This is a genomic window from Ruegeria sp. N4 (assembly GCF_056531425.1).
Map to the genome: position 1 here is coordinate 937,114 of NZ_JBQFLT010000001.1, position 13,064 is coordinate 950,177.

Genomic DNA, 13,064 nt, shown 5'->3' on the forward strand with positions numbered 1-13,064 from the left:
CCGCACACTCTGATAAATCGAACAGTGTCAAATATCGCAATCAGATTGGACCCAAGTATGAAACAAGACGTTTTTGGACAAATGAACACCCTCAGCCACCCGGCAGCCGTCGAAGCGTGGGATGGTGTTCTGCTTGGGTTCATGGCGCACGCGGCAATCACCCCTCAGCATCTGGGCAAAGTGCTCGAGCTTGAGCCGGATTTCGCATTGGGTCATGCGATCAAGGGTCTGTTCATGGTTCTGCTGGGTCGGCGCGAGATGTTGCCCGTCGCGACCGAGGCTTTGGCCGCAGCCAACACGGCAATGACACGCCAGACCGTGTCGGCGCGTGAGAAGCTGTATGTCGACGCTTTGTCGCTCTATCTGGCCGACCTGCCCTCGCAAGCTGTGCAGAAATTCGAAGAGGTTCTGTGCGCCCATCCTACCGACACGCTGGCGATGAAACTCAGCCATGCAACGCGGTTTGTATTGGGCGACTCGGCGGGAATGCGCCGGTCGATTGAACGGGTTCTGCCCGCTTATGAGCCGGATCATGCCGGACGCGGCTATTTGCTGGGCTGCCATTCCTTCGCGCTGGAAGAAACTGGCGCCTATGAAAAGGCCGAGATTGCCGGTCGTCAGGCACTGTGGATGGTGTCAGACGATGCCTGGGGTCTGCATGCTGTCGCTCACGTCCACGAGATGACGGGCAACGCGCAACTGGGTCTGGATTGGCTTGCCGGGCGCGAGGACGCCTGGGCGCATTGCAACAACTTCCGCTATCACGTCTGGTGGCACAAGGCGTTGATGCATCTGGATCTGGGTCAGGTCGATCAGGTGATGGCGCTGTATGATCAGCATATCCGCAAGGACAAGACGGACGATTACCGCGATATCTCGAACGCAACCTCGCTGCTGTCCCGGTTGGAGCTTGAGGGCATCGATGTCGGCAACCGCTGGGAAGAACTCGCCGACCTCAGCGCCGCGCGGACCGAGGATGGCTGCCTGATCTTTGCCGACTTGCATTACCTGCTGGCGTTGACCGGTGACAACCGCGCGGACGCGACGGGCAAAATGTTGCAGCGCATTCAGAAGGATGCGCAACGCAATCAGGGGGACACCCCGATCCGCATGTCCGATCCGGGCATTGCTGCGGCCAAGGGCCTGGAGGCCTTCGGCGACGGGCTTTATGGCGCGGCCTTCGATTTCCTGTCGACCGCGCGCGCTGGCATGCAAATGGCAGGTGGCAGCCACGCACAACGTGATGTATTCGAGCGCATCACAATCGATTCCGGCCTGCGCGCCGGGCGTCTGGACGCGGTGGAGCGCATCCTGGACGACCGGCGCGCCAAACGTGCCGGGGGCGAGGACAATTACGCACTTGCGCGCCGCGCCCTGATCGACGCGGCCCGCGACAGCGGAGACGCTCAAAGCGTCCCGGCCGAATAACAAAAAGACCAAGAAGGACAGAAAACGTATGGCGACTGCATCGCCCGCTTCTGATTTTGCGCCTGTGGCGGCCCCGGTGGCCGATCCGGCAACCGTGCGCGACCCGCGACTGGATTTCTATCGCGGCATCGCGATGTTCATCATTCTGGTTGCCCATATCCCCGGCAACCCCTGGACAAGCTGGATTCCGGCGCGCTTCGGGTTTTCCGACGCTACCGAGATCTTTGTGTTCTGTTCCGGCATGGCCTCGGCCATCGCCTTTGGCGGCGCGTTTCTGCGCAAGGGTTGGTGGATGGGCACCGCCCGCGTGGCGTTCCGCATCTGGCAGGTCTATTGGGCGCATATCTGTCTGTTCTTCTTTGTCGCCATGACCATGGCGGCGTTGGATAATTCCGGCCTGTTTACAAAGAACTACGTCTCGTCCCTGAACCTGCAGCATTTCTTCAACGATCCGCTGCCGCAGATGGTCGGGATTTTCACCCTGACCTATGTGCCCAACTACTTTGACATCCTGCCGATGTATCTGGTCGTGCTGGCGATGATGCCGCTGTTCATGGCGTTGTCGCGCATCGGGTTCTGGGCCGTCGCGCTGGCTTCGGTGTCGATCTGGCTGGTGGCTCAGACCGGCGCGCTTGCCCTTCCGGCCGAGCCTTGGTCGGACCGGCAATGGTTCTTCAACCCGTTCGGCTGGCAGTTGCTGTTCTTCACCGGCTTTGCCTTCATGCGAGGCTGGATCCCTGCCCCGCCGGTGTCAAAAACACTGATCTGGGCGGCGATTGCGTTTCTGGTTCTGTCCGCGCCTATCGGGTCGTGGAAAGTGTTCTTGTGGGTGCAATCTGCAGCCCCCGGCCTGGCCGAAGAAATCCACGAGATCTGGCCCCTGACCAAGGAACTGCGCGGCAAGACCGAGTTTGGCCTGTTCCGCTACATCCACTTCCTGTCGCTGGCCTATCTGGGCTGGGTCGTCGCGGGTGAGCATGGCCACCGCCTGATCGCCTCGGGCCACAGTGTCGGCGCACGGGTTTGGCAGGTGGTGCTGAAGCTGGTGACCAAGGTCGGCCAGCAATCGCTTGCGGTGTTCGTCTTCTCGATGGCGGCAGCCCGTCTGATCGGCGTTGCGCTGGATCAGGCTGGGCGGGATGGTGCCACCGTTTTCGCCGCCAACATGATTGGCTTTGCCATGATCATTGCAGTGGCCTATCTGGCCGGCTGGTTCAAATCTCATCCGTGGAAATCTAAGAAATGACTTTGACGCGCCGCGCATTTCTGGCCTCAACCTCCGCGCTGTTTCTGGCGCCCGCCACCTTTGCCTCGGGCGGAGACGTGCCATTTGACCGCGATCATGTGATCGAGTTGGCCCGTGAACTGGCCAGCCGCCCCTTTGCCGAGCGTGAGATGGTGCCGCAGGAATGGCAGGACCTGACGTACCAGCAATACCGCTCGATCCGGTTCCGTCTGGATCGCGCCCTTTGGTACGAGACCGAGACCCCCTTCAACGTCGATTTCTTCACGCCGGGCCTGTACTTCCCGCGCACGGTCAAAGTGTCGACGGTGGAGAATGGCATGACCAAACCGGTGGCCTTCGATCTTGCGATGTTCGACAAGTCGGATGAGGTTCCGACCCTGCCTATCGACGACACGCTGGGCTTCTCGGGCCTGCGCCTGCGCACCGAAATGCACCGCCCCGGCAAAACAGATGAGTTCTGCGTCTGGCAGGGGGCCAGCTATTTCCGCGCCATCGGCCTGCACGAGGTTTACGGTCTGTCCGCCCGCGGTCTGGCGCTGAAAACCGGCGATCCGGATGGTGAGGAATTCCCGGAATTTATCCGCTTCTGGCTGGAACGCCCGGAACCGGGCCAGCGCAACATGGTGGTCCACGCGTTGATGGACAGCCCCAGCGTGACCGGGGCCTATCGTTTCAACGTTACCGCCGGTGCCGACTGCATCATGGATGTCGAAGCCACCCTGTTCCCGCGCACCGAGCTGGATCACGTCGGCATCGCGCCTGGAACCTCGATGTTCCTGTTTGATCAGACCAACCACAGCCGGTTCGACGATTTCCGCCCCGCCGTGCACGACAGCGACGGGCTGCTGATCCGCAATGGCGCGGGTGAGGTTATCTGGCGGCCTCTGGCCAACCCGACGCGCCTGCAAATCTCATCTTTCGTGGACACCAACCCCAAAGGGTTTGGTCTTATGCAGCGCAAGCGCGAATTCTCGGACTATGCGGATCTTGAGGCGAATTATCACAAGCGCCCCAGCCTGTGGGTCGAACCGGGGGATGACTGGGGCAAGGGCACCGTCACACTGGTCGAGATTCCGGCCGATCAGGAAATCTATGACAACATCGTTGCCTATTGGCGTCCGGCGGAACCCTATGCTGCAGGCAGTCAGGTGGACCTCAGCTATCGCCTGATCTGGGGTGAAGAGCCGCAGCGCACCTCGATGCCGCGTGTCATCAACACGGCGATGGGTGAGAATACCTTTGGCGAAGGCCGTCTGGCCGTGATCGATTTCGAACCCAGCGAGTTGTTCGACGATCTGGACGCCATTCGCATTTTTGCCAATTCGCCCCATGCCGAAACCTCGGACGGCGTGTTGCAACGCAACCCGGACACAGGCGGTGTGCGTCTGGCCTTCTCGTTCCAGCCCGGCGACCGCGATTATGTTGAACTGCGCGCGCAGCTGCTGGTGGGCAAGCAACCGGCCTCCGAAGTCTGGCTGTACCGTTGGACCACATGAGCCGCGATCTGCATATCATGCCGCCCGAGGCGCCCTTGGCCATGCCCGCGCAGGATTTCCGCGCGGGGTTCCGCGATGCCGGGGTGCCGTCGGGCAAACGCCGATCCGCCGGGTTCTGGCGCGCGCTGGCCTTTTCGCCCGCCATGGCGGCAACGCTGGGCCTGCTCTGGGTCATGAGCGACTGGTTCGGGGCCGAGGGGATCAATCTGGTCGAAGGCATTCTGCTGGCACTGATCTCGTTCAACTTCTTCTGGATTTCCTTCACCGTCTGCACGGTGCTTCTGGGCATGATTTCCCTGTCCCGGCAGGACCGTCCGGTCAGACGGGAACGCGCGCAACCGTTGCGCGTGGCCCTGTTGATGCCGACCTATAATGAGGTCCCGTGGTTCGTGCTGGGCAATGCCCGCACCATGCTGGAAGAACTGCGCGCGCGGGGCGGTCAGCATGAATACGCGATGTTCATCCTGTCGGACACGCGCGACCCGGATATCGCCGCGCAAGAGCAAGCCAGTATCGAAGCGCTGCGCACGACCTTGGCCCCGGACCTGAAGCTCTATTACCGCCGCCGTCCTCAGAACACGGACCGCAAGGTTGGCAATATCGCCGATTGGGTCAGCCGCTGGGGCGCGGATTGGGACGCGATGCTGGTTCTGGACGCCGACAGCCTGATGACCGGCCGCGCCATCGCCCGCCTGACGGATTCGCTGGCGCGCGACCCGGGCGCAGGCCTGATCCAAAGCTACCCGCAACTGATCGGCGCGCAGTCGGTCTTTGCCCGGATGCAGCAGTTTGCCAATGGCGTTTATGGCATCGCCTTTGCCGAAGGTCTGGCCCGCTGGTGCGGGCAAGAGGGCAATTATTGGGGCCACAACGCCATCATCCGCACCAGGGCCTTCGCCACATGTGCCGGTCTGCCCAAGCTGCGGTCCTTGACCGGGCAGGAAAAGCTGATCATGAGCCACGATTTCGTCGAGGCCGGTCTGCTGCGCCGCGCCGGTTGGGCTGTGCGGTTCCTGCCGCGCATCCGGGGGTCTTACGAAGAAACCCCACCCACACTCATCGACCACGCCATGCGGGATCGCCGCTGGTGTCAGGGCAACCTGCAGCATCTGAAACTTCTGGGCTCGCGCGGGTTCCGCTCGGTCTCGCGGTTTCACATGTTCCATGGGGCGGTTGGATATCTGATGTCGCCTTTGTGGTTTGCGCTGCTGCTGATGTGGGCGCTGATCGGTCAGGGCGAAGAGGCCTCGGTTCTGCATTACTTCAGCCCCGATAATCCGCTGTTCCCGCAATGGCCCGAAATGACCGAGACGCGCCACGTGCTGATCATTCTGGTCATGTACGCCATGCTGCTGGCCCCCAAGGTTCTGGGTGTGGCCGCCCTGCCCCTCAGCGGTGTGCGCTATTCCGATTTCGGCGGCTGGCGGCGGTTCTTCACCTCGTTCCTGTTCGAGGTCATCTTGTCGATCCTCTACGCACCGATCCTGATGGTGCAGCAGATGATCGCCGTGTTCCGCACCGCCTTGGGCATTCAAAGGGGCTGGTCGCCACAGGCACGCGATGGCGGCAGCTATTCCTTGCGCACCCTGATCCTGTGCCACACGCTGGAAACCATCAGCGGCATCGCGCTGAGCGTTGGTATTCTGGCCGGTCTGGTCTCGGTCTGGCTGGCCCCGATTGCGATCAGCCTAGCACTGGCGATCCCGCTGTCTGCGCTCAGCGGCGTGTCCGCCGGTACCGCCCGCCGCATGGTTGGCATGCGCGAGGATTTTGCCGAACCGGCCATCACCCGCTCGGCCCGTCGTCACCGGGATGAATTGAAGCGGCTGATCGAAGGCAAAGGCACAATGACCCCGGCGGAGTAATCAGCCGCCGGGCAACCCCTCGTACCAGTCCAGCATCATGTCAGCCCAGCCACTTGGCACGTTGTGACCGCCGGGAAACAGCGCAAATTCCAGCGCACTGCCTTCGGCGCATCCCATCCAGTTGCGCCGCATGAATTGCCCGGTGGTCGAAAACCCGCTGGGCTTCGTATCCTCGCATTCGTTGGCGATGCGCCAGATTTCGAGGCCCGCAAAGATATCGCCCTGATGAAAGCGCCCGCCGCCCAGCAGACGCCCTTCTAACGGGACCACATTGTCGGTCCAACCATGGGTGTGGAACATCCGAACCGGCCCTTCGCAGGCTTCGGGATGCGGACGCCAGAACCCGCCCGAGACGGGCACATAGGCCGAGAATGTATCGGGTGCCGCGCAGGCCAGGTAATTCACCATGAAGCCACCAGCCGAGAACCCGCCAAGTATCGCGCGTTCACTGTCGATGCCAAAGCGCGCGGCCGCATCTTCGACCGTTTCGCTAAGAAACGCGGTTTCATCACGATCCCCAAAGCCCGGATAGAAGTTCCAGCTTTTGGTGCCGCCCCTGTCCGGTCGTTCCAGCGCTTCCGGAGCCATGACGGCATAGCCACGCTCTAGCAATGGGTCCACCATAGCGCGGTTTCTCATGGTTCCGGCACCGCTGCCCCCATAGCCATGCAGGAAAACCACCAATGGCGGGTTTTCGGCGTTGGGCAATTCTATGTGATATTCGCCCGACGGCGTCTGGCAGGTCCCTTGATCCGGACCACAATCGGCAAGGGCCGAGCTTCCTGCGCAAGCCAAACAAAAAGACAGCCAGTATTTCGTTTCCATCACGTCCCCTCGGTATAAGCTTCGACCGGCAACCCGGCGCGCACCCAGCCCGGCCCGGCGGCAGACCCCAGCATGCCTTCGGGCACATCGATGATATTGGTGAACCCCGCCTCGGTCAGTTGGTTGCTCAGCCGGGCTGAGCGGACCCCGCGGGCGCAGATCAGGGCAACGGGGGCGGATTGATCTCCGCCCGTCAACGTCGTCAAAGCCTGAACAAAATCGTCCCGCCGCATATCCAGCGGCTGCGCCCCCTGCCCGATGCCGGTTGCGCGCCATTCGCGCGGTGTGCGGATATCCACCAGCAGAACATCGCCCGAAACCGCCTGCTGATGCGCCTGAGATACGTCCAGCTGACCGCCCGAATAATCCTGCGGGATCAGACGATATTCCCGTATCGCAAACCCTGCTGCGATGGCGGCCCCACCACCCAGCAAAACCCACCTTCGGGTCCGGTTTGTCCTGTCTGCCATGCGGCGCCCTCCTGCGCTGACGGGTGTTTTCTAACACAGCAGCGGGGCCGGTGCTGCGCGGAAAACCGGCCACCCGTTCAAGTTCGCGTCATTATTACGCAGGTTAATCACATCCGGAATACATCTTTTGAGGCCGTTCGAAACCTTGCAATTTTTGGACAGTCAATAAATTATCCTTACCAATTCAATCATATTGACCGCTCAGACCGGAGTATCGCACTTGTCCCTATTCCTCATCGCGGCCCTTCCCTTTATCGGAGCTGTGTTTCCAGCCCTCCTGATCCGGGCGGGACGAAACGCAGCCGCCTCGGCCGCTGGGTTGACCACCTTCCTGGCCCTGATGGGGTTGTTGATCCACATCCCCTCGGTCATGCGAGGTGAGGTCGTGACCGCCCGGTACGACTGGATACCGGGCCTGGGGCTGAACGCGAACTTCATGCTGGACGGGCTTGGTTTTCTGTTTGCCCTGCTGATCTTGGGCATCGGTCTGCTGATCATCCTATATGCGCGGTTTTACTTGTCGCGCGAAGATCCGATGGGGCAGTTCTATACCTATCTGCTGCTGTTTCAGGGCGCGATGGTCGGGATCGTTCTGTCCGACAACATCCTGCTTTTGTTGATCTTCTGGGAGTTGACCTCGTTGAGTTCCTTCCTGCTGATCGGCTATTGGAAACACCTGCCCGAAGGCCGTCAGGGCGCGCGAATGGCGCTGGCTGTCACCGGTGGCGGCGGGTTGGCGATGATCGCCGGGATGCTGATCCTGGGCAATATCGTGGGGTCCTACGATCTGAGTGTGATTCTGCAGAACAAGGAACTGATACAGGCCTCGCCCTATTACATGCCCGCGCTGATCCTGATCCTGCTGGGCTGTTTCACCAAGTCGGCACAGTTCCCGTTCCATTTCTGGTTGCCGCACGCGATGGCCGCACCGACGCCGGTTTCGGCCTATCTGCACTCGGCGACGATGGTAAAAGCAGGCCTGTTTCTGATGGCCCGGATGTGGCCGGTTTTATCGGGCACCGATGCGTGGTTCTACATCGTCGCGACCACCGGTCTGGTGACCATGCTGCTGGGGGCGGTGATTGCGCTGTTCAAGGATGACCTGAAGGCGCTGCTGGCGTTTTCAACCGTTTCGCACCTGGGCCTGATCACCATGCTGCTGGGCTTTGGCACTAAGTTCGCCGCCGTGGCCGCCGTGTTCCACATCATCAACCACGCGACCTTCAAAGCCGCCCTGTTTATGACCGCCGGTATCGTCGATCACGAAACCGGCACGCGCGACGTCAAACGGCTGGGCGGTCTGCGCCACCTGATGCCAATCACCTTCACAATCGGCACCATCGCCGCGCTGTCGATGGCTGGCCTGCCGCCGCTGAACGGGTTCCTTTCGAAAGAGATGATGTTGGAGGAAACCGTACACACCACATGGCTGAACTCGCATTATCTGGTGCCGGGTCTGGCCCTGTTGGCGGCGTTGTTCTCTGCCGCCTATTCCTTCCGCTTCGTCAGCCATGTGTTCCTTGGACCGCAGCGCGATGATTACCCCGCGCATCCGCATGATCCGCCTGTCGGGCTGTGGATTGCCCCGGCGTTCCTTGTGGTTCTGGTTGTGCTGATCGGCTTCTATTCCGCCGCTATCGTCGGCCCATTGGTGGCCGTCGTGTCCAGTGCTGTGATCGGGGGCGAGAAACTGCCCTATTACTCACTGAAACTGTGGCACGGGTTTACTCCGGCGCTGTATATGTCGGTCGTGGCCACGCTGGGCGGTCTGTTCCTGTTGGCGCTGCACAAACGGGGCGAGTATGTATGGAACGCTCTGCCCCGCCCCGAGGCCAAGGTGATTTTCGAGGCCGTCATCAACGCCTTCACGCGCCTCAGCCAGTGGATGACGGATGAGCTGCACAATGGGGTCCTGAGCCGTTACGCCATCATTTTCGTCGCCTTCACCGTGGGGCTTGGCTATTACGCCTATTCGACGGGAACCATTGGTGTCGAAACCCGTGTTCCGATTCCCGCGCAGATCATTCCCATCATTGGTTGGATCTGTCTGGTCGGCGCGACGCTGGGCATCATGTGGTTCCATCGCAACCGTCTGCTCTCGCTGGTGTTGATCGGCGTTGTTGGCCTGATCGTTTCGGTTGCCTTCAACTATCTGTCGGCACCGGATCTGGCGCTGACCCAGATCTCGGTCGAAGTGGTGACGATGATCCTGCTGCTTTTGTCGCTGAACTTCCTGCCGACAGAAACGCCATGGGACAGTTCCGCCGCGCGGCGCTGGCGGGATGCGGCGATTTCCGTGGTTGCTGGCGTAGGAACCGGGGCGCTGATCTATGCGATCATGCTGCGCGACTTCGCCTTCCCGACGATTTCCGAGTTCCATCTGGCGAACTCGTACAAAGGCGGTGGCGGCACCAATGTGGTGAACGTCATTCTGGTCGACTTCCGGGGCTTTGATACCTTTGGTGAGATCATTGTTCTGGGCATTGCCGCGCTGATCATCTTTGCCCTGACCGAGGCGGTTCTGGGCACCAATGTGCGCGGCTACTTGCTGAACCGCAAACCGCACTGGCCGCAATCGGGGGATTCACACCCGCTGATGATGGTGGTCGTCACCCGCGTGATGATGCCCATCGCGCTGATGGTCGGGGCCTATATCTTCTTCCGGGGGCACAACCAGCCCGGGGGCGGCTTCATTGCGGGTCTGATCGTCGCGATTGCGTTCCTGATGCAATACATGGCCAGCGGCTATACCTGGGCGATTGAACGGCAAAGGTTCTACTATCACGGCACCATCGGCTGGGGCGTGCTGATCGCCGCCGCCACCGGTCTGGGGGCCTGGTTCAACGAGCGTCCTTTCCTAACCAGCGACTTCGGCTACATCAACTGGCCCCCGCTGGAAGAGTTCGAATGGGCCACCGCCATGCTGTTTGACGTGGGCGTGTTCCTGGCCGTTCTGGGGGCCGTGATGCTGGCACTGGACAGCCTGTCGCGCTTTGCTTGGCGACCAGGCATGGCGCAGGAATTCCCGATGGATATCAACCCGCTGCGGGATGCCCCACAGGACGAAGTAGAAGAGAAGGAGCAGGCCTGATGGAAGCGCTGGTTGCCTCTGCCGTAGGCATTCTGACCGCCGCCGGGATCTTCCTGATCCTGCGCCGACGGACATTCCCGGTCATTCTTGGCCTGTCGCTGATCACCTATGCGGTGAACGTGTTCCTGTTTGCCACCGGACGTTTGGCCCTGAATGCGCCTGCGGTTCTGAACAAATACGAAGACGTCCCCTATACCGACCCGCTGCCCCAGGCCCTGGTGCTGACGGCCATCGTGATCTCGTTCGGGATGACGGCGGTGATCGTGATGATCGCCCTGTCGGCCTATCTGTCCTCGAAAGATGACCATATCGACATGAGCGCAAGCGACAGCGTGGACGCGCCGGAGGAAGACGCATGAACCACTGGATCGTTGCGCCGATCGTCCTTCCCGCGATCCTGGCCCCGTTCATTATCATGGTCCTGCGCTATCATCTGGACCTGCAACGCATCTTCTCGGTCTCGGGCGTCGTTGCCTTGCTGGGCATTGCCCTGACCGTCACCGCCCAGGCAGCGGGAGGGGAGATTCAGGTCTATGAGCTTGGCAACTGGCCCGCGCCGTTCGGCATCGTCATGGTGCTGGACCGGCTTTCGGCGATGATGGTTCTGCTGACCGCTTTGCTGGCGTTGCCCATTGTGCTCTACGCTATCGCTTCGGGCTGGGATGAACGGGGGAAACACTTCCACGCCCTGTTCCATTTCCAGCTTATGGGCGTTTGCGGCGCCTTCCTGACCGGTGACGCCTTCAACCTGTTTGTGTTCTTCGAGGTTCTGCTGATCGCCTCATACGGTCTGATGACCCATGGCGGCGGGTCCGTGCGGCTGAAATCCGGTGTGCAATATGTGGCCTACAACTTGCTGGGCTCGACCCTGTTCTTGTTTGCTCTGGGCACGCTTTACGGTGTGACCGGCACACTGAACATGGCCGATATCGCCCTGCGCGTGGCCGAGATCCCGCCCGAAGACACCGCTCTGCTGCGCGTCGGTGCGGTGCTGCTGCTGCTGGTCTTCTGCATCAAGGCCGCCGTTTTGCCGCTGCATTTCTGGCTTCCAGCCAGCTATGCCAACGCGCCGCTGCCGGTGGCCGCGCTGTTTGCGATCATGACCAAGGTCGGCGCCTACTCGATCATCCGGATGTATACGCTGGCCTTCGGTCCCGAGGTCGAGGCGACCCAAGGGCTGGTCGGCGACTGGCTGCAACCCGCCGCGCTGATCACGCTTGCGGTCGGGGCTATCGGCATTCTGGGATCGCAGCATATCGCGCGGATGGTGGCCTTCTGCGCTATTGCTTCGATGGGGACGCTGCTGATCGCAATCTCGCTGTTCGCGCCTCAGGCCAGCGCCGCCGCACTGTATTACGTGTTCCATTCGACGCTCGCCACGGCGCTGCTGTTCCTTGTCGCCGATCTGGTGATGGAACGACGGGGCGGCGCGATCATGCCCAAAGCACCGATGGCGCAGACCGGGCTGATCTCGGCCTTGTTCTTTGTCGGGGCCATTGCCATGGCCGGTATGCCGCCGCTGTCGGGCTTTGTCGGTAAGCTGCTGGTGCTGGATGCCTCGCGCGGGGCGCCGGATGCGAGATGGGTCTGGGCCGTGATCCTGATCGGGTCCTTCGTCACCATCGTCGGACTGGCGCGCGCAGGCTCGTTGATATTCTGGAAAAGCCACGATGCATCAACACCGGAAGATGACGACACCCCCAAAACCGCGCCCGAGCCGCAACCCGGACTGGCCTTTACATCCGTCTGCGGTCTGGTCGCCGGGCTGATCCTGCTGACTATATTTGCCGGGCCCGCACTGACCTACACCAGCAAAACCGCTGAACAACTGTTCACGCCCGAGCACTACATCTCGGCCGTGTTGGGAGGGGAAGAATGATCAAGCTGCTACGCCGCGTATTCCCGCACCCGCACCTGACCTTCCTGCTGACGGTGGTTTGGATGCTGCTGGCCAACAAACCGTCGCTGAACTCGTTGGTCTTCGGGCTGATTCTGGGGATCATCATTCCCTTTATTACTCAACCCTACTGGCCCGACCGCCCAAAGCTGCGCAACTGGCCGATGGTCGTTGAATACATGCTGGTCGTTCTGTGGGACATCGTGATGGCCAACATCACCGTGGCCCGGATCATCCTGTTCAAGCGCGACGGGGACCGCCAGCCCAACTGGGTCTGTATCCCGCTGGAACTGCGCACGCCCGAGGCGATCACCGTTCTGGCCGGCACCATCACCATGACGCCCGGCACCGTCAGTTGCGATCTGTCAGCGCAGGGGCATAACCTGCTGGTGCACTGCCTCGACGCGCCCGACCCCGACGCGGTCCGCGACCAGATCAAGCACCGCTACGAGCGCCGCCTGAAGGAGATTTTCGAATGATTGACTATGCGATCTGGTTTGCCTTCGCCTGTTTCGGAGCAGCAATCATGATGTGCCTGTGGCGGATCATCACCGCCGATGGCGTCGGCACTCGCGTTCTGGCACTGGACACGATGGTGATCAACACCATCGCCCTGATGATCCTTTACGGTCTGGATCAGGGTACCGAGATCTTTTTCGAAGCCGCCATGATCATTGCCATGCTGGGCTTTGTTTCAACCGTGGCCTACGCGCGCTTTATGCTGCGCGGCAATATTATCGAGTGAG

General features: G+C 61.2%; 11 protein-coding genes. 9 read left to right on the forward strand and 2 right to left on the reverse strand.

Going from position 1 to position 13,064, the window contains the following annotated elements; all coding sequences use genetic code 11:
• The first annotated feature begins 57 nt into the window (after positions 1 to 57).
• The 4 genes from ACR0LW_RS04695 to mdoH are packed head-to-tail and all read left to right on the forward strand — an operon-like array spanning position 58 to position 6,035.
• Positions 58 to 1,428: a tetratricopeptide repeat protein gene (locus ACR0LW_RS04695; RefSeq protein WP_170524795.1), complete on the forward strand. Its 1,371-nt coding sequence runs from the start codon at positions 58 to 60 to the stop codon at positions 1,426 to 1,428.
• A 28-nt stretch (positions 1,429 to 1,456) separates the two neighbouring features.
• On the forward strand, positions 1,457 to 2,674 hold the full coding sequence (locus ACR0LW_RS04700; RefSeq protein WP_480881719.1) for an OpgC family protein: 1,218 nt from the start codon (positions 1,457 to 1,459) through the stop codon (positions 2,672 to 2,674).
• Entirely contained in the window at positions 2,671 to 4,170 is a 1,500-nt protein-coding gene (locus tag ACR0LW_RS04705) for a glucan biosynthesis protein G (RefSeq protein ID WP_170622067.1), read from the forward strand. The genes ACR0LW_RS04700 and ACR0LW_RS04705 overlap by 4 nt, the downstream gene beginning before the upstream one ends.
• On the forward strand, positions 4,167 to 6,035 hold the full coding sequence (gene mdoH / locus ACR0LW_RS04710) for a glucans biosynthesis glucosyltransferase MdoH (RefSeq protein WP_480872261.1): 1,869 nt from the start codon (positions 4,167 to 4,169) through the stop codon (positions 6,033 to 6,035). The genes ACR0LW_RS04705 and mdoH overlap by 4 nt, the downstream gene beginning before the upstream one ends.
• On the opposite strand, the gene ACR0LW_RS04715 is transcribed toward mdoH, so the two are convergent.
• Both ACR0LW_RS04715 and ACR0LW_RS04720 read right to left on the reverse strand, forming a co-directional pair.
• The gene (locus ACR0LW_RS04715) at positions 6,036 to 6,860 is read right to left on the reverse strand and encodes an alpha/beta fold hydrolase (protein WP_170524803.1); all 825 of its coding nucleotides are present in this window, start codon (positions 6,858 to 6,860) and stop codon (positions 6,036 to 6,038) included.
• Positions 6,860 to 7,330, reverse strand: coding sequence for a rhodanese-like domain-containing protein (locus ACR0LW_RS04720; protein ID WP_170524806.1), 471 nt, complete (start codon positions 7,328 to 7,330; stop codon positions 6,860 to 6,862). Before ACR0LW_RS04720 ends, ACR0LW_RS04715 begins: the two co-directional genes overlap by 1 nt.
• A gap of 220 nt (positions 7,331 to 7,550) precedes the next feature.
• On the opposite strand from ACR0LW_RS04720, the gene ACR0LW_RS04725 reads away from it, so the two are divergent.
• Genes ACR0LW_RS04725 through ACR0LW_RS04745 form a run of 5 tightly spaced genes read left to right on the forward strand, consistent with a single transcriptional unit; the run spans position 7,551 to position 13,063 of the window.
• Entirely contained in the window at positions 7,551 to 10,421 is a 2,871-nt protein-coding gene (locus ACR0LW_RS04725; protein ID WP_480881720.1) for a monovalent cation/H+ antiporter subunit A, read from the forward strand.
• Complete coding sequence (locus ACR0LW_RS04730) at positions 10,421 to 10,780, forward strand: Na+/H+ antiporter subunit C (RefSeq protein ID WP_170449386.1); 360 nt, start codon at positions 10,421 to 10,423, stop codon at positions 10,778 to 10,780. Before ACR0LW_RS04725 ends, ACR0LW_RS04730 begins: the two co-directional genes overlap by 1 nt.
• Positions 10,777 to 12,300 carry a monovalent cation/H+ antiporter subunit D gene (locus ACR0LW_RS04735; RefSeq protein ID WP_480881721.1) on the forward strand — a complete coding sequence of 508 codons (1,524 nt, stop codon included), beginning with the start codon at positions 10,777 to 10,779 and terminating at the stop codon, positions 12,298 to 12,300. The genes ACR0LW_RS04730 and ACR0LW_RS04735 overlap by 4 nt, the downstream gene beginning before the upstream one ends.
• Complete coding sequence (locus ACR0LW_RS04740; RefSeq protein WP_170630878.1) at positions 12,300 to 12,797, forward strand: Na+/H+ antiporter subunit E; 498 nt, start codon at positions 12,300 to 12,302, stop codon at positions 12,795 to 12,797. The genes ACR0LW_RS04735 and ACR0LW_RS04740 overlap by 1 nt, the downstream gene beginning before the upstream one ends.
• The gene (locus ACR0LW_RS04745; protein WP_170524812.1) at positions 12,794 to 13,063 is read left to right on the forward strand and encodes a K+/H+ antiporter subunit F; all 270 of its coding nucleotides are present in this window, start codon (positions 12,794 to 12,796) and stop codon (positions 13,061 to 13,063) included. Before ACR0LW_RS04740 ends, ACR0LW_RS04745 begins: the two co-directional genes overlap by 4 nt.
• Position 13,064: the final 1 nt, after the last annotated feature.

Excerpts from the sequence above, each read along its gene's own strand:
- ACR0LW_RS04695 (WP_170524795.1), top strand. The coding sequence starts at position 58 with ATGAAACAAGACGTTTTTGGACAAATGAACACCCTCAGCCACCCGGCA.
- ACR0LW_RS04700 (WP_480881719.1), top strand. The coding sequence starts at position 1,457 with ATGGCGACTGCATCGCCCGCTTCTGATTTTGCGCCTGTGGCGGCCCCG.
- ACR0LW_RS04705 (WP_170622067.1), top strand. The coding sequence starts at position 2,671 with ATGACTTTGACGCGCCGCGCATTTCTGGCCTCAACCTCCGCGCTGTTT.
- mdoH (WP_480872261.1), top strand. The coding sequence starts at position 4,167 with ATGAGCCGCGATCTGCATATCATGCCGCCCGAGGCGCCCTTGGCCATG.
- ACR0LW_RS04715 (WP_170524803.1), bottom strand. The coding sequence starts at position 6,860 with ATGGAAACGAAATACTGGCTGTCTTTTTGTTTGGCTTGCGCAGGAAGC.
- ACR0LW_RS04720 (WP_170524806.1), bottom strand. The coding sequence starts at position 7,330 with ATGGCAGACAGGACAAACCGGACCCGAAGGTGGGTTTTGCTGGGTGGT.
- ACR0LW_RS04730 (WP_170449386.1), top strand. The coding sequence starts at position 10,421 with ATGGAAGCGCTGGTTGCCTCTGCCGTAGGCATTCTGACCGCCGCCGGG.
- ACR0LW_RS04735 (WP_480881721.1), top strand. The coding sequence starts at position 10,777 with ATGAACCACTGGATCGTTGCGCCGATCGTCCTTCCCGCGATCCTGGCC.
- ACR0LW_RS04745 (WP_170524812.1), top strand. The coding sequence starts at position 12,794 with ATGATTGACTATGCGATCTGGTTTGCCTTCGCCTGTTTCGGAGCAGCA.